Here is a 16,652-nt window from a genome sequence, read left to right on the forward strand (position 1 = left end):
GTGATTAAGCCAAAGCGTGGACGCGCCTGCTCTAAACGCTGTAAAAATGAAGCCTCATCCGTGGGCCAAGGCGCCATTAAACAAGACTGATCTATTGCCGCATCGATGATCTGACGCTGCAAATCCTCCTGCGTCCCTAAGCTCATGTATAACAATGCCATGGGCGTAAGAGACTTGAGATTTTTTTCTTGGAACCTCACGGCCTCGCGCAATGCGATTTGAAAAAGGCGACGCAAACCAGCCTGATGCTGCTTTTTTGCTGCCGCAGGATCATCAAACACATCCAGCTCGCAATAATCCCCCTTATCAACCAAAGCGGGATAACCGATCACCGATTGCCCCCGACGCCGAATTTCAAGTATTTCAGGCAGGGTTCCAAAGCTCCATGAGGTGATTTGATCATGGTCTAAGGCTTTGGCTACGGACTTATCCTGTACCGCGACCTCTTGGAATGAGGCCTGCGCCGCCTGACCATGTTCGGCTTTAAGCTTATCTAAGTTTCGTCCCCCTGATAGCATACGCCCATGTTCATCTATCACTTTAAAATTCATGAACAAGTGGTTAGGTAAAGTTTCAAGCTTAAAGTCGGATGGCTGCAAGCGCACGCGTTTCTGAGCCCACACGTCATCGATTAACACGTCAATAAGCGGCTTAACTGGCTTTTGCGCATAGTCAAACCAACGCTGATGGAAGCCTTCAGCATAATCAGGCAAAGGCACCATCGCACGCCTCAAACGTTGCGGCAAAGAGCGCAACAGCTGTTGCACTTTTTCTTTAAGCATCCCTGGCACTAACCAATCTGCACGCGCTTGATCCAGTTGATTTAAATGAAATAGTGGCACCGTAACGGTTAAGCCATCACGCACCGAGCCTGGCTCAAAATGATAATCAACTTTCAGTTTTACCCCTTTCCACTCAATATTTCGTGGAAACACATCCGTCGTCACCCCTGCGGCCTCGTGCTGCATGAGCTGATCGCGACTCAACAGTAAGGCTTGCGCTTTATCTTTGGGTAGTTTTTTATACCAACGCTCTAAGGTAGCGGTTTGATAAACATCGGCAGGAATGTGTTGGTCATAAAAAGCGTAAATCAGCGCATCATCCACAAGAATATCGGGTCGGCGGGATTGATGTTCTAACTTTTCTATGGCTTCAATTTGTTGCTGATTGTGCTTTAAAAAAGGTAAGGTGGATTGTATTTCCCCTGCCACTAAGCCGTCTCGAATAAAAATCTCACGGGCTTCTTGTGGATTAATACGCCCATAGTGAACACGCCGACCACTATAAATCGTGAGCCCATATAAGGTGGCTCTTTCATTAGCTACTACACGACCACTGCGTTTTTCCCAACGCGCATCGGACCACGTTTTTTTTAATAGATGATGTCCGACACGCTCTACCCAAACTGGATCAATTCGAGCCAAACAGCGTGCATACAAGCGTGTGGTATCAACAAGCTCTGCCGCTAATACCCAACGCCCTGCTTTTTTTCCAAGCGTCGAGCCAGGATGAATATAAAAACGAATATCGCGCGTGCCCTGATAAACATTCGTTTCTTCAGACTTGTGGCCAATATTACCGATGAGCCCCGTTAATAAACAAAGATGAATCTGCTCATACGTCGCTGCCGTTTCATTAAAGCGCCAATTTTGTTCCCGAATCAGCTGGTGTAATTGTTTATGGACCTCGCGCCACTCTCTAAAACGCATGGGAGACAAAAAGCGCTCTTTCAGTAAAACAGCTAGTTTACGATGCGAGAGCCGACTTTTTACTTGCTCCGCATACCATTGCCACATTTTGATGTAAGACAAAAACTCTGACTGCGTTTCCACAAACATTTGGTGGGCGCGCTCCGCGGCGTCGCGGTTTTCTAAGGGGCGCTCACGTGGATCCTGCACAGATAAGGCCGAAGCAATGATTAACATCTCGCTCAGACACTGCTGATCCCGTGCCGCTAAAATCATACGCGCAATGCGTGGATCCAGCGGTAAACGCGCTAATTCTCGGCCTACTTTGGTTAAGCGTCGTTGCTCATCCAACGCACCAATCTCTTGTAAAAGCTGATAGCCATCGGCAATGGCTCGCCCTGATGGCGGATCCACAAAAGGAAAGGACTCCACATCATGCAAGCGTAACGCCTTCATGCGTAAAATCACAGCAGCAAGCGATGAGCGTAAAATTTCCGGGTCGGTAAAAGGAGCACGCTGCTTAAAATCCGCCTCATCATACAAGCGTATGCACACACCTGGTCCTACCCGCCCACAACGACCAGCGCGCTGATTAGCGGAAGCCTGACTGATGGGCTCAATACGTAATTGCTCTACTTTGTTACGCCACGAATAACGTTTTACCCGCGCTAAGCCACTATCAATCACATAGCGAATGCCAGGTACAGTCAACGATGTTTCCGCCACATTCGTAGCAAGTACCACGCGCCGAGCGTTTCCTTGAGGTTTAAAAATGCGAGCTTGATCAGCATGACTTAACCGCGCATACAGCGGCAAGATCTCCGTGCCTATCCACGCTTGCTTACGCAAAGCTTCTGCCGCTTCGCGAATCTCACGCTCACCCGGCAAAAACACCAAAATATCACCGCTTCCCAGGCGTTGGCACTCTTGTACCGCATCAATGATGCCATCGTTAAGATCACGCTCCTCTGTGTTTTTATTTTCCCCCGTCTCATCAACCTTATCGGTTAAAATGGGTCGATAACGAATTTCCACTGGGTATAAGCGCCCTGAAACCTCTATAATGGGTGCAGGTTTGCCATCAATAGCAAAATGCTGTGCGAACTGCTTTGCATCAATGGTTGCCGAGGTAATAATGATTTTTAAATCACGACGCTTCGTCAATAGTTGACGCAAAAAACCTAATAAAAAATCGATATTCAGACTGCGCTCATGGGCTTCGTCGATAATAATGGTATCGTAACGTCGCAACAGCGGATCGCGCTGGGTTTCTGCCAACAGGATCCCATCGGTCATGAGCTTAATTGCCGAGTGCGGGCTGGTTTTATCACTGAAACGAATCTGATAGCCGACCCAATCACCGATCTCTGTGTTTAGCTCCTCTGCAATACGATTGGCGACAGATGTTGCCGCAATACGACGCGGTTGCGTATGACCAATCATGCGTTTACGGCCACGCCCCAACTCCAAACAAATTTTTGGTAACTGAGTGGTTTTTCCTGAACCCGTTTCTCCGCTTACAATCACCACTTGGTGGGCTTGTATTGCCGCCGCAATTTCTTCGCGGCGAGCACTAACGGGGAGATCCTCAGGATAATGAATTTGCGGAAAAGGTCTTTTTGATAGGTGCTGATCTGTAGATTTTTGCATGAAACTCGTTTTGTCGTAATCGGTCCAACATTATAATTTTGCTTTACTCTTTGTTCACCCTCTTCATGTCATGACTATGAGCCAATCCAACCTAGATACCTTATCAGCCTTTGATGCCACTGAATTTGCCCCCGCTCAGTTTGTGCGCTGGTTTCGCGAGGTTGCCCCTTATGTGCATCGTTTTAGAGGCAAAACCTTTGTGATCGGCTTTGGGGGCGAACTGATTCGTGATGGGTTTTTAAACACCCTTATTCCTGACTTATCCTTGATGTCGGCACTAGGCATTAAGCTCGTACTCGTACATGGGTCACGCCCACAGGTCAATGAGCAGTTGCGTGTTAAAGGTCATAATATTAAGTTTGGGCGTCAAAATGAACCCACAGGAGCCGAAGCATTAGAGTGTGCCAAAGAAGCCGCAGGGGAAATCCGTTTGGACATCGAGGCTGCATTTAGCCAAGGTTTGCCCAACACCCCAATGTCACACGCTCAAATCCGTGTTATTTCGGGCAATTTTGTCACTGCCCGCCCAATGGGCGTGATCAACGGCATTGACTATAAGCACGCTGGCGCTGTGCGTAAAATCGATACCAATTCAATCTTACGTTCTTTAGAGCAAGAGTCCATTGTACTGCTTTCTCCTTTAGGTTTCTCCCCTACCGGCGAGGCCTTTAATTTAGCCATGGAAGAGCTCGCTTTAAGTGCCGCTGTTGCCTTGCGTGCCGAAAAACTGATTTATCTCACTCCAAAAGCAGTAGCCACCCAAGATGAAGGCGAAGAAATCGCCGGCGAATTAGCCCGTATTGAGGCCGACAAGCTACTAGCGGCCGGACGCTTGGACGAAGATAGTGCCGTTTTTTTAGAGTCCGCTTCGCTGGCCGTAAAACGCGGTGTGCCACGGGCTCATCTTGTGCCATACACCCTAGACGGAAGCATTCTCATGGAGATTTTTACCCATGATGGGGTCGGCACGATGGTGGTCGAGGATAAGCTCGATGATTTACGCCCCGCGACCTTAGATGATGTGGGAGCCATCTTGCAGCTTATTGAGCCCCTCGAAGCAGACGGCACACTAGTCCCCCGGGGGCGTGCCGTTGTAGAACGTGATGTGGAGCGCTTTACCGTGCTTGAGCACGATGGCATTATTTACGGTTGTGTTTCGATTACGCCTTATTTAAGCGAAGGCATGGTGGAAATGGCCTGCTTGATCGTTCACTCTGACTGGCAAGGCGAGGGCGAAGGCGAACTGCTACTACGCCATGCTGAAAGCCGTGCCAGAACCTTAGGCGCGTCTTACCTTTTTGTCTTGACCACACGTACCTCTCATTGGTTTATTAAACGGGGATTTGTACAAGGTACGGTGGATCACTTACCTAAAGAAAAGCAAGCACAATATAACCGCTCACGCAATAGTTTAGTCTTTATTAAAAAACTCAAATAAGCCATAAGCCTATAAATTACGCGGCATGCTATCGTATCTGCCCTGCCGCGATTACAATGGCGCCTAATCCATGATTTTAAAGGTGTGATATGACTCGAATGGTTCAATGTGTGAAACTAAAAAAAGAAGCCGAAGGCCTAGAGTTCCCCCCTTACCCTGGGGAGCTGGGTGTCAAAATTTGGCAATCCATCTCTAAGGAAGCGTGGGCGAACTGGATTCAAATTCAAACCCGTATTGTGAATGAGAATCGCTTAAATTTGGCAGATTCTCGCGCCCGTAAATATCTTACGGAGCAAATGCAGCGCTATTTATTTGATGATCAGGATATTGAAGCACAAGGCTACGTCCCCCCTAGCGCATAAAAAAAGCCCGCATGGCGGGCTTTTAAAATAAAGGCTGTGGCCTAGTCATCAAAATCAATGTCTTTACCCAGCGCGGTACGCACGGTATTTTTCATACCGGTATGACGAACATCATCACCACGCACCATATAGATCACACGCTCTGCCATATTTTTTGCATGGTCACCCATGCGTTCTAAGGCACGTGCGATAAAAATCAAATCAATAGAGCGAGAAATCGTACGTGGGTCCTCGATCATATACGTAATGATATGACGCAACGACCCTTTCCACTCTTTATCCACGTCTTTGTCTTTACGGACAACATCAGCTGCCAGCACCATGTCTTGGCGAGCAAAAGCATCCAAAGACTGGTGAATCATGCTCACCACTGATGTGCTCATATGACGTAGTTCAACCACTGGCTCATAGCCGCTATCGGCCTCGTAAAGACGACGCGCCATTTTTGCAATGCGTTCAGCCTCGTCACCGCAACGCTCCAAATCCGTCAGCATTTTAGAAATGGATAACAACATGCGTAAATCAATTGCTGTAGGCTGATTACGAGCAATAATGTTTGTAATACGCTCGTCGATTTCAACTTCGAGGCTATTGACTTCTTTTTCGCGCTCACGCACGAGATCCACTAAGGCTAAATCACCACTAAATAAAGCTTCCATGGCTTGGTCTACCATGGATTCCACCACCCCACCCATTTGTAAAAACAACGAGCGTGTGGTTTCAAGGTCGGAATGAAACTGTTTATTGGTATGTTCGATCATAAAAACCTACATAGACGCAAAAGCGACGAGTTGAAAGGGACCAGTGATAACTGTACTACGACATTATGACATAGTTGTTACGCCTTGTTGTCCAGCTACCAACGCCACACTAGCACCAGACAAAGCAAATAAGCCACAACATACCACACCGGGGATGTCGTTAATTTGCGATTCAAGCTGCGCTGGATCGGTAATGGTGAGGCCATGGACATCAATAATGTCATTGCCATTGTCGGTCACAAAACCGCTGCGCCATTTCACTTGGCCACCTAGTTGCTCTAGGCGACGCGTTACCACCTGACGCGCCATAGGGATGACCTCGATGGGCAAAGGAAAGGCTCCAAGTTGCGCTACGACTTTGCTCTCATCCACAATGCACAGGAAATGCTGAGCTACAGAAGCCACGATTTTTTCACGTGTAAGCGCACCACCGCCCCCTTTAGTCATATTTAACTGCGCATCAATCTCATCGGCACCATCAATGTACCAATCCATGGAAGCAACCTGATTTAGATCCAGCACCGTAATACCGTGTTGCTGTAGCCGCTGGGTCGAGCGTTCTGAGCTTGATGCGGCGGCCTTAAACTTATCCTTATGCTCTGCCAAGGCATCGATAAGCAGATCGACAGTGGAGCCTGTACCAATACCTAAAATGGTATCGGCCTGGAGTTTCGGCAAAATAAAATCAATGGCTGCCGCTGCCACCTGTTGTTTTAGTTGATCTTGGGTATACATAATTTTTTCTTAGGCAAAACGCTGTGCATACAAATCTGGCTTAAAGCCAACGGTTACCATTTGCGAGTCTACCGTAACAGGACGACGCACTAACGTGGGAAATTCAGCAATTAATTGTAGCCAATCTTCATCCGTCGCTGGTGTTTTTTTATCTTCGGGTAATTGACGCCAAGTCGGCGAAGCCCGATTAACCAGCTTAGGCCAGCCCCCGAGCTGTTGCGCCCAGCTTTTTAACTGTGTGCCCTCGATAGGATGGTCCCGATAATCCACAAACGTATATGACAGCGACTGCTCATCAAGCCACTTCATCGCTTTTTTACACGTACTGCAATTTTTTAAACCGTAAAGAGTAATCATAATAAAAAGCAGCCGCCTTGCGGCGGCTGAGTCATGAGTGATTTTTTTGAAGACGACTAGCCACAATCACACACAGCCCCACCCCAAAAATAAAGAGCGTGGCTAAGGCGTTAATTTCTGGCTTTAAGCCCAAGCGTACCCGCGAGAATACCTCTACAGGTAATGTGGTATAACCAGGCCCCGATAAAAAAGAAGCAATCACCACATCATCCAAGGATAAGGTGAAAGCTAACAGCCAGGCAGCCATCAGCGCAGGCATAATCAAAGGCAGCGTAATGCTAAAAAACACTTTTAATGGCGTTGCCCCTAGATCTAAGGCCGCCTCTTCGAGCGAGCGATCAAAATCGCGTATACGGGCCTGAATCACGACCGCCACATAGGCTACGCATAACACAACATGCCCTACCCAGATGGTAAAAATCCCATTGCCATCCGGCCATCCAAAAAGCTTAGACATCTCTACAAACATCAAAAGTAATGAAATGCCTAAAACGACCTCGGGAATCACTAGGGGTGCACTGAGCATACCGACATAAAGCGTAAACCCTTTGAATTTTCCCATGCGCGATAACACATAGGCCGCCCATGTGCCAATCACCACCGCGGCAGTAGCCGTTAATGCCGCAATCAAAAAAGAGAGCTTGGCCGCGTTTAGCAGTGCTTTATCAGCAAAAAGGGACTGATACCAACGCAAAGAAAAACCAGACCATGAGGTCATGATGGCGGACTCGTTAAAAGAAAACACCACCAAAAACACGATAGGTAAATACAAAAAGCCAAAGCCAATAAACAAGCTTAATGCACGCCAATATGGATTTGTTTTTAACATGCTGTTATCCCTTTTGCTCTTGCAAGTGTTTGACTTGGCTATATTGGAAAAACACCAGTGGAATAATCAAGATCAGTACCATCACACAAGTGACAGCGGCAGCCATTGGCCAGTCCGCATTATTAAAAAACTCATTCCACATCACGCGCCCCATCATGAGCGTATTGGCTCCGCCTAACATCTCGGGCACCACATATTCACCCACGGCGGGAATAAACACAAGCATCGCCCCAGATATCACGCCGGGCATGGATAAAGGCAAAGTGATTTGACGAAAAGCCGTGAAAGGACGCGCACCTAAATCATACGCTGCCTCGAGTAAGCGGGTGTCCAATTTCACTAAGCTGGCATAAAGCGGCAAGATAAAAAAAGGCAAGTAAGCATAAACAAGACCAATATATACCGCCCAATCCGTACGATAAATTTCTAATGGAGCATCAACTACCCCTAACCACATCAAAAGTGAGTTTAGAATCCCATCATTACGCAAAATGCCCACCCACGCATACACACGTAAAAGCAATGACGTCCAAAAAGGCAAAATCACGGCCAATAGCAAATAATTACGCGTACTGGGATGTGAGCGCGCAATGTAATAAGCCATGGGATAGCCGATCAGCACACATAAAAGCGTGGTGATCGCCGCCATTTTGACCGAGCTTAAATACGTGGCTAGATATAAATTATCACTAAATAATAAAATATAACCACGTAAATGCAGAATAAGGTTTAAGGTCTCTTCTTTGAACTCGACTAAGGGGGTATAAGGAGGGACACCAAACTGCAAATCCGCAAAGCTGATTTTAAAAACCAACAAAAACGGCACAAGCAAAAACAGCAGCAACCAAGCAAACGGGGCAGCAATGATTAAACTGCGCCCCGACGGTTTCAATGAAGAAAAAGTCAGTTTTTTCATGAGGCCAACACCACTGCGCTATCTTCTGACCACCAGACATAGACCTCGTCCTCTACCTCTGGAGCATCAGCCTGAGTTAACACCGAGCTAGGCATATGGGCCTCAATCAGTGCGTCACTATCTAAACGGATCTGGTAGCGTACATAGCTGCCCATCCATGCCACGTGCGTGACTTCCCCCCGCCCCCAGTTTGTTTCCTGAGCGGGCTTATTGTGTGACACCTGAACATGCTCAGGACGAATAGATACATGCACCTCCATCCCTAAAGGCTCGCTAACACCATGGTCAACCCGCAAATGGCTGGGTAAATCTTCACTGTGGATTTCCACATGATCCGATTCATCCACCACGATTTCCCCTGTAAACAGATTGGCTGAGCCAATAAAGCTGGCAACAAAACGTGAGTTAGGAAAGGCATACACATCGTAAGGCGTACCACATTGCTCAATCTGTCCAGCTGTCATAACCGCAATGCGATCAGCCATGGTCATCGCTTCTTCTTGATCATGCGTAACCATAATGCAAGTCACCCCAACCTGCTCTAAAATTTTCACAAGCTCCACTTGTGTTTTTTGGCGAATTTGCTTATCAAGCGCAGACATTGGCTCATCAAGCAATAGCAGCTTAGGGCGCTTAACCAGACTACGCGCCAGTGCTACGCGTTGCTGCTGCCCACCAGACAATTGGTGCGGCTTACGACGGGCAAAGCCCGCCATTTGTACCAAATCCAACGCCTCAAACACCCGCTCATGAATTTCATGAGCGGGAACACCCTCTTGTTTTAGGCCAAACGCCACATTGGCTTCGACCGTCATATGAGGAAACAAAGCATAGGACTGAAACATCATATTGACTGGCCGCTTATAAGGCGGCAAATCCGTGATGTCTTCATTATCGAGGTAAATACGCCCTGACGTTGCCTCTTCAAATCCAGCTAACATGCGTAATAACGTGGATTTACCACAACCAGAGCTGCCAAGCAGCGCAAAAAACTCGTGGCGACGTACCGACAAATTAACGGATTTAACCGCTACGGTATCCCCAAAAATTTTTACTAAATTTTCTACGCGGACGAACTCATCTTCCACGCCAGCCCACGAAGGGGTCGCAGAGCGATTATCTAACATCAAAGTGTCCTTTACTTTAAATAAAGAAACGTTAACGACCGGATTTGAGTTCAGACCACATACGCGTCTGTAAACGCTGAATATTCAATGGCTGAGGCTTAATCACAAATAATGTTTTTGCCACATCGGCAGGCGGATAAATCATTGGGTTGTTCGCAACCTCGGGGATGACGTGCTCTCTCGCTGTTTTGTTGGCATTAGGAAAGAACATGGTATTGGTGATCGCCGCATGCACCTCTGGGGTTTCAATGTAATTGATAAAAGCATGTGCCGCATCAACATGTGCTGCCCCTTTAGGAATCGCCATGGTATCAAACCAAACCGGTGCGCCCCCTTCGGGAATATAGTAATCCACCTTGTAGTCTTTATTGGCTTGACGCGCACGGTACGCGGAGATCATGACATCCCCCGAAAATCCATAGACCATACACAAATCCCCTGCCGCTAACTCATCGATATAACCAGAAGAGCTAAACTGACGAATATAAGGGCGGATAGTTTTGAGCAAGGCTAAGGCTTCTTTATAGTCCTCGGGGTCGGAGCTGTTTGGATCCTTGCCTAAGTAGTGCAAAACCGCAGGAAACACCTGAGCGGCTTCATCCAGCATGGAAATACCACACGCTTTTAGCTTTTCGGCGTTTTCAGGCTTAAAAAGCATATCCCAGTCGCCGAGTTTAACGTCCTCGCCCATGATTTTTTTCACTTGGGTGACGTTATAACCCAACCCATTTGTTCCATAACCCCATGGAATCAAATACTCATTGCCTGGGTCCACATCAGCCAAAACCGCCATAATATCCGGGTCTAAATGCTCCCAGTTTGGGATTTTAGACTTATCTAGCTTTTGGAATAAGCCACCTTCGATTTGGCGCGCCGCATAATGCGTCGATGGTACCACCACGTCATAACCAGATTTACCGGTCAATAGCTTTGCTTGCAAGGTGTCATTGCTATCAAAGGTGTCGTAACGCACTTTGATACCAGTCGCCTTTTCAAAGCCTGACAGCGTGTCAGGCGCTGTGTATTCCGCCCAGTTATAAACGTTAACAACGTTGTCCTGCGCCTGTGTTGCAGAAAAAGCAGCGACCAAAGCTGCCCCCACAAAAAATTGTTTGGCTAAGCCGAAGTTCATTGTCTTGAACCCCTTTAAATAAAACATGGAAAACCAAAAGGCGAGTGCGCTATAAAATCGCGCAAAAAATGGGACTAGGCTTTGGCAAGTTGCAGATAAGCGCGACGAAATTGCTCATACCATTGTTGCCCTATTTCGCCCCGCACTTTAATCAAGGAACGGCGTAGACGCAACAAGTTATTTTGGCGGTGTTTGCTATCCACAACATCAAAACGACGAGCCCGATCAAAATCGATCACATAGATCTGTTGCTGAGCATCGATTAAAAGATTAAATACGTTTAAATCCGCATGCCACACACCGGCATCATGCATTTGTTTGACTACGATTGCAACGGATTCAGGCGGTATTTTTTCTATGTATTGTGCTATGGGCTGAGCCTTTTCGATGCGCTGCGTGATAATTGCTGCTTGATAGCCCAAAACCCGTCGTTGCCAACAAGCCGCCAAAGGCAGGGGGACCGGCACACAGCTGTTGTATAAATGCAACATTACTGCATACTCGGCCCATGAGCGCGTGCGCTCTGCCCCCAACCACCAATACGTTTTCTTAACGAGTTTAGCAATTAAACCGCCGCGCCGATAATGGCGTAACACCGCCGACTGCCCATCACACTGAATAAACCACGCCGCATTGCGCCCCCCTTGGGTAACAGGCTGGGCGTTTAGCTCTGGAGTAGCCGGATCAAATAATGCCAGCCGCGGGGCAATAAGATCAGGATTATAACGAATCCCATCTGCATCAACGGTTCGTATCGGTGTTTGAATCATCTAGATAGCCTACCCCGTTAACGAAAAATTGTTAAGCCCGTAAATAAGCCACTGCATCCTCAATGCGGTCTACCGCCCAAATTTCCAACCCCTCGATAGGCTGTTTAGGGGCATTCGCTTTAGGAATCAAGGCAATGGAGAACCCGAGCTTGGCAGCCTCTCGTAAACGCTCCTGCCCTCGTGGTGCAGGCCGAATTTCACCAGCTAGACCGACCTCCCCAAAAACCACTAACCCTTTAGGCAAAGGCCGATTATTAAGGGATGACATAATAGCTAAAAGCACGGCCAAATCCGAGGCAGGCTCGGTAATACGCACCCCACCCACTGCATTCACAAACACATCTTGGTCGTAGGTTACGATGCCAGCATGTCGGTTCATCACCGCTAAGAGCATAGATAGGCGTGCACCATCTAAGCCCACCGACAACCGTCTTGGGTTCGGTACATGCGCTGTATCGACTAGAGCTTGGATTTCCACCAGCAACGGACGCGTCCCCTCTTGGGTGGCCATCACACATGAACCCGGGACCTGCTGCTGATGACGAGACAAGAATAACGCGGACGGGTTGGAAACCCCACGTAAACCGCGATCAGTCATAGCAAACACACCCAGCTCATTTACCGCACCAAAACGGTTTTTAAATGCTCGGATTAAACGGTAAGAAGACTGCGAATCCCCCTCGAAGTACAACACCGTATCCACAATATGCTCCAACACCCGCGGCCCCGCTAAGGAACCGTCTTTAGTGACGTGACCAATCAACACCATTGCAATGCCATGTTGCTTAGCCAACCGCGTCAGCTGCGCCGCACACTCACGCACCTGTGATACGGAGCCAGGCGCCGCACTTAGCTGTGAGGAATATAGGGTTTGGATGGAGTCAATCACCGCTACTTTAGGTTGGCGCTCTAAAAGGGTTTGGGTAATATGCTCAAGCTGGATTTCCGCTAATAACTCTACCCCCTGTGTAGGGAGTTCTAAGCGTCGTGCTCGCAATGCCACCTGTTCGGCGGACTCCTCGCCCGTAACATAAAGCACAGGAACCACCGTAGCTAATGCCGACATAGCTTGTAACAGCAGGGTCGATTTACCCACCCCGGGGTCCCCGCCGATTAAAATCACCCCCCCATCAACCAACCCGCCTCCGAGGGCCCGGTCAAGCTCACTAAGCCCAGTAGGCTGACGAGGTAGCTCGCGAGCTTGTACATCTGATAGGCTCTGTACTGGAGAAGCTCCAGCAAGCGACTCATACCGGTTCACTGCTCCTGTCGCTTTAACTGGCTCTAAGACAATTTCTTGCAAAGTATTCCATTGCTGACATTGTGAACAGCGCCCCTCCCAACGTGGACTCTCTGCCCCGCACTCGGTACAGACAAAAGCCGTTTTCGCTTTTTTGCTTGCAGTTTTACGAGTTGCCATACCCACTAACGCCCAATAAGACTGCTGCCACCATCAATCAACAGCTCCTGACCGGTAATATAAGCCGCCGCATCACTAAGAAAAAAAGCCACCGCGGCCGCAATCTCATCAGCCTGTGCCAAACGGCGCATAGGAATGCTGTTTAGCAAACGCTGCTCTCTTTCGCTGCCCTCGGGACAGTTTTGTCTAAACAAAGCGGTTTCTGTAGGCCCAGGCGAAATCGCATTGACCGTAATCCCATAGGGAGCAAGCTCTAGGGCCCACGTATTCGTACAGCCTAGTAAAGCGCTTTTAGCTGCCGCATAGCTGGTACGGTCATATGCCCCATGCGCGGCGCGGCTCGCAATATTAATGATACGACCCTCTTGACGGGCTTTCATAGAGGGAATAAAGGTTTGGGCAACTTGCACTGCCGCACGTACATTTAAGTCAAAGACCTGATAAAGGGTTTCTAAGTCTACCTCGCCAATAGGTTGAGGCATCACCGAGCCTACATTGTTGACTACCGCATCCACAGGGTATTTTTCCCGAAGCATCCGCAAGACCTCTTCGCTTTCGCCAGCGTTAGACAAATCACAAGCGTATAAATAGCCCGGAAAATCAATATCCTGCGTGTGGCGAGCCAACCCCACAACATGCGCTCCCAAATCAGCCAAATGCTGACTAATCGCCCAACCGATTCCTTTGGTGGCACCGGTCACTAGTACACATTTATTTTTCATCTTTTGTCCTATTACTCTATGATTTGGCGCGGAACTCGCGCTGCTACAGCACACAGTAGCTCATAGCCAATCGTGCCGGCCGCTTGGGCGACCTCGTCCACGGATGGACCATTTTGCCCCCATAACACTACCTGAGAGCCTACCTGTGCCGATGTGATATCAGTTAAATCCACCATTAGCATATCCATAGAAACGCGCCCCACTAAGCGCGTTAACTGCCCATCTACCATAATAGGGGTGCCACTGGGCGCATGACGAGGATAGCCATCGGCATAACCACACGCGACCACTCCTAGACGCATCGGCTTAGGACTAATGAAATGATGTCCATACCCTACCCCTTGATGGGCAGCAATATCGCGCACACTGATAATTTCAGCCATCAGGGTTTGCGCAGGTTGCAAGCCAAGCTCGTGGGCTGAAACCGCTGCAAACGGTGACGCGCCATATAAACAAACCCCTGGTCGTACCCATTGTTCGGTATGATCCGGTAAGTGTTGCTGCAACGAAGCGGTTAATGTTCCGGCCGAGTTACACACACTTATAGCACCTGGTAATGCGCCTGTTACTGTATTAAAACACAGTAATTGTTGATAAGTAATACTCGGATCATCATCAGCGCGAGCAAAATGGGTCATTTTCCCTAACGAGGAAATAACCCCTTCTTGTTGTAGCTCAAGCAAAGCCTGATACGCCCGCTCGAACTGCTCAGGTGCAAAACCCAAACGATTCATGCCTGTGTTGAGCTTTGCCATTACCGCTACAGGACGCCGCAAACGAGGAGCTTGCTTTAACCATGTGATCTGTTCCCAGTGGTGAATTACTGTTGTCAGCGTATACTCATCGAGTACGGCAAGGTCTTCTATCGAAAAAAAACCCTCTAGCAGCATAATCGGCTTGGTCCAACCTAGCTCGCGGCAGCGTATGGCTTCGTTGATGTCTAACAGTGCCAACCCATCGGCTTGTGCAAAACCTTTAACTGCCTGATCAATGCCATGACCATATGCATTAGCCTTAATTACCGCCCATATAAACGGGGCCGGTCGCCCTAGCGGTGCTACTTGATGGTGCAAAGTAGAACGAATATGCGCTAAATTATGGCGCATTGCGGCAATAGAGATTTGGACAGCAATAGGACGAGGCATGAGACTACCTAAAAATTTCAAAATACTGAACTCGAATGCGGTTCATTTAACCGCATAATAAGATCTTAACGCAATGGTGATTTATACTCCCACTTATGTCTGTCGATCATTATGAAAATTTCCCCGTTGCCTCGTGGCTGCTGCCCAAGCACCTTCGGCAACCTATTACCCATATTTATTGGTTCTCTCGGAGCGCTGATGATATTGCCGACGAAGGCGATCACAGTGATAGCTGGCGTTTACAGCAACTAGCGGCATACCGTGAAGCGCTTAGCCAGATCGAGCAGGGCAGCTTACATTTACCCCCCTCTGATCCACGCTATAAAATTTTTACACCTCTAGCGACGGTTATCGAGCAATACCAACTACCTGTTTATCTGTTTGCTGACTTACTCACAGCTTTCGAGCAAGACATTACAGTCAAACGCTACCAAAGCTATGAACAAATCCACCAATACTGTCGGCATTCCGCCGATCCAGTGGGGCGTATTCTACTGCACCTGTATCAAGAGCTACGCCCTGATAGTTTACGTATGTCGGACGCCATCTGTACTGGCTTACAATTAACCAACTTCTGGCAAGATGTTGCCATCGATTGGGAAAAAGATCGCGTTTATTTGCCGCTCGATGCGCTCAATGCACATCAGCTCGATGAAAGCTATATTCAACGACGTTGCCAGCAACAGCCCACAACCTCCCAACAAGACCTACAATGGCAACAGCTCATGCAAGAGCAGGTGCGCTACGCGCGTAGCCTGCTTGAGCAAGGTAAGCCCTTGGTTCAGCGCCTGCCTGGACGGATAGGCTTAGAATTAAAAATGATCATCTTAGGGGGGCTACGGATCCTAGAGCGTTTAGACCAAGTGCAATATGATGTATTCACTGCCCGCCCTAAGCTTGGCAAGGCAGATTGGTTACGCTTAGGTGGCCGTCTTTTATTCACACGCTTTTAATTTTTTCTCATTATGAGTCCAGACGAATACTGCCAAAACAAGGCGGCCCAAAGCGGCTCCAGTTTTTATTATGCGTTTTTATTTCTGCCTCCAGAGCGCCGTAAAGCAATTACGGCCTTGTATGCTTTTTGTCGTGAGGTCGATGATGTGGTTGATGAAACCCTTGAGCCTTCCGTCGCCCGCATGAAGCTTATTTGGTGGCGAGCGCAAGTTAATGCACTCTACAACAACCCAAAAGAGGCAACGCACCCTGTGATGCAGGCCCTCGCACCACATATTCACACTTATGACCTGAAAATGACAGAGCTGCTCGCGGTCATCGATGGTATGGAAATGGATTTGGATGAGGTCCGCTATCAAAACTGGGATGAGCTAAAAAACTATTGTTGGCATGTCGCCAGCGTCGTAGGACTGTTATCTGCAAAAATCTTTGGGCAAACCACCACACAAACCAGTGACTATGCCGTTAAGCTCGGGCTTGCTTTTCAGTTAACCAATATTATTCGCGATGTAGGGGATGATGCGCGCCGTGGCCGCATTTATTTACCTATGGATGACCTAGATCGTTTTCAGGTACGCCCCGTAGAGATTCTCGATGCACAACATAGTGATCGCTTTGAGGCTTTAATGCGTTACCAAACAGAACG

General features: G+C 48.3%; 16 protein-coding genes. 4 read left to right on the forward strand and 12 right to left on the reverse strand.

The window, feature by feature from the left end:
- The coding region (gene hrpA, locus Q1V74_RS07765) for an ATP-dependent RNA helicase HrpA (protein WP_300647851.1) at window positions 1-3,338 on the reverse strand (3,338 nt) is incomplete at its 3' end.
- Between the two features lie 76 nt (window positions 3,339-3,414).
- Here hrpA and argA point away from each other — a divergent pair.
- Both argA and Q1V74_RS07775 read left to right on the forward strand, forming a co-directional pair.
- Window positions 3,415-4,776 carry an amino-acid N-acetyltransferase gene (gene argA / locus Q1V74_RS07770; protein WP_300647853.1) on the forward strand — a complete coding sequence of 454 codons (1,362 nt, stop codon included), beginning with the start codon at window positions 3,415-3,417 and terminating at the stop codon, window positions 4,774-4,776.
- A gap of 89 nt (window positions 4,777-4,865) precedes the next feature.
- Window positions 4,866-5,138, forward strand: coding sequence for an oxidative damage protection protein (locus Q1V74_RS07775; protein WP_300647855.1), 273 nt, complete (start codon window positions 4,866-4,868; stop codon window positions 5,136-5,138).
- A 41-nt stretch (window positions 5,139-5,179) separates the two neighbouring features.
- Here the strand turns inward: Q1V74_RS07775 and phoU are convergent, their stop codons facing one another.
- The 11 genes from phoU to alr form a co-directional block, all read right to left on the reverse strand.
- Entirely contained in the window at window positions 5,180-5,899 is a 720-nt protein-coding gene (gene phoU / locus Q1V74_RS07780; RefSeq protein WP_260648984.1) for a phosphate signaling complex protein PhoU, read from the reverse strand.
- Between the two features lie 63 nt (window positions 5,900-5,962).
- Window positions 5,963-6,634 carry a ribose-5-phosphate isomerase RpiA gene (gene rpiA, locus Q1V74_RS07785; RefSeq protein ID WP_300647859.1) on the reverse strand — a complete coding sequence of 224 codons (672 nt, stop codon included), beginning with the start codon at window positions 6,632-6,634 and terminating at the stop codon, window positions 5,963-5,965.
- A gap of 9 nt (window positions 6,635-6,643) precedes the next feature.
- Entirely contained in the window at window positions 6,644-6,991 is a 348-nt protein-coding gene (locus Q1V74_RS07790; protein WP_260648986.1) for a Spx/MgsR family RNA polymerase-binding regulatory protein, read from the reverse strand.
- Between the two features lie 31 nt (window positions 6,992-7,022).
- A complete protein-coding gene (locus tag Q1V74_RS07795) occupies window positions 7,023-7,820 on the reverse strand; it encodes an ABC transporter permease subunit (protein ID WP_260648987.1) in 798 nt (265 codons plus the stop codon).
- A gap of 4 nt (window positions 7,821-7,824) precedes the next feature.
- Complete coding sequence (locus Q1V74_RS07800; RefSeq protein WP_300647862.1) at window positions 7,825-8,736, reverse strand: ABC transporter permease subunit; 912 nt, start codon at window positions 8,734-8,736, stop codon at window positions 7,825-7,827.
- A complete protein-coding gene (locus tag Q1V74_RS07805) occupies window positions 8,733-9,863 on the reverse strand; it encodes an ABC transporter ATP-binding protein (RefSeq protein WP_300647865.1) in 1,131 nt (376 codons plus the stop codon). Before Q1V74_RS07805 ends, Q1V74_RS07800 begins: the two co-directional genes overlap by 4 nt.
- A 31-nt stretch (window positions 9,864-9,894) precedes the next feature.
- Window positions 9,895-10,995, reverse strand: a complete 1,101-nt coding sequence (locus Q1V74_RS07810) for a polyamine ABC transporter substrate-binding protein (protein WP_260648990.1) — start codon at window positions 10,993-10,995, stop codon at window positions 9,895-9,897.
- Between the two features lie 74 nt (window positions 10,996-11,069).
- Entirely contained in the window at window positions 11,070-11,765 is a 696-nt protein-coding gene (locus Q1V74_RS07815) for a 3-deoxy-D-manno-octulosonic acid kinase (protein WP_300647867.1), read from the reverse strand.
- Between the two features lie 31 nt (window positions 11,766-11,796).
- Window positions 11,797-13,185, reverse strand: a complete 1,389-nt coding sequence (radA, locus tag Q1V74_RS07820) for a DNA repair protein RadA (RefSeq protein ID WP_300647869.1) — start codon at window positions 13,183-13,185, stop codon at window positions 11,797-11,799.
- A 5-nt stretch (window positions 13,186-13,190) separates the two neighbouring features.
- Window positions 13,191-13,907: an SDR family oxidoreductase gene (locus Q1V74_RS07825; RefSeq protein ID WP_260648993.1), complete on the reverse strand. Its 717-nt coding sequence runs from the start codon at window positions 13,905-13,907 to the stop codon at window positions 13,191-13,193.
- An 11-nt stretch (window positions 13,908-13,918) separates the two neighbouring features.
- The gene (alr, locus tag Q1V74_RS07830; RefSeq protein WP_300647871.1) at window positions 13,919-15,052 is read right to left on the reverse strand and encodes an alanine racemase; all 1,134 of its coding nucleotides are present in this window, start codon (window positions 15,050-15,052) and stop codon (window positions 13,919-13,921) included.
- Between the two features lie 95 nt (window positions 15,053-15,147).
- Here alr and hpnC point away from each other — a divergent pair, with 95 nt between their 5' ends.
- Window positions 15,148-16,005 carry a squalene synthase HpnC gene (gene hpnC / locus Q1V74_RS07835; RefSeq protein ID WP_300647874.1) on the forward strand — a complete coding sequence of 286 codons (858 nt, stop codon included), beginning with the start codon at window positions 15,148-15,150 and terminating at the stop codon, window positions 16,003-16,005.
- Between the two features lie 12 nt (window positions 16,006-16,017).
- Window positions 16,018-16,652 (forward strand): presqualene diphosphate synthase HpnD (gene hpnD / locus Q1V74_RS07840; RefSeq protein ID WP_300647876.1); only part of this gene is annotated, 635 nt, incomplete at its 3' end.

Origin of the sequence: Paenalcaligenes sp. (genome assembly GCF_030152715.1) — a bacterium.
GTDB lineage: Bacteria > Pseudomonadota > Gammaproteobacteria > Burkholderiales > Burkholderiaceae_B > Paenalcaligenes > Paenalcaligenes hermetiae.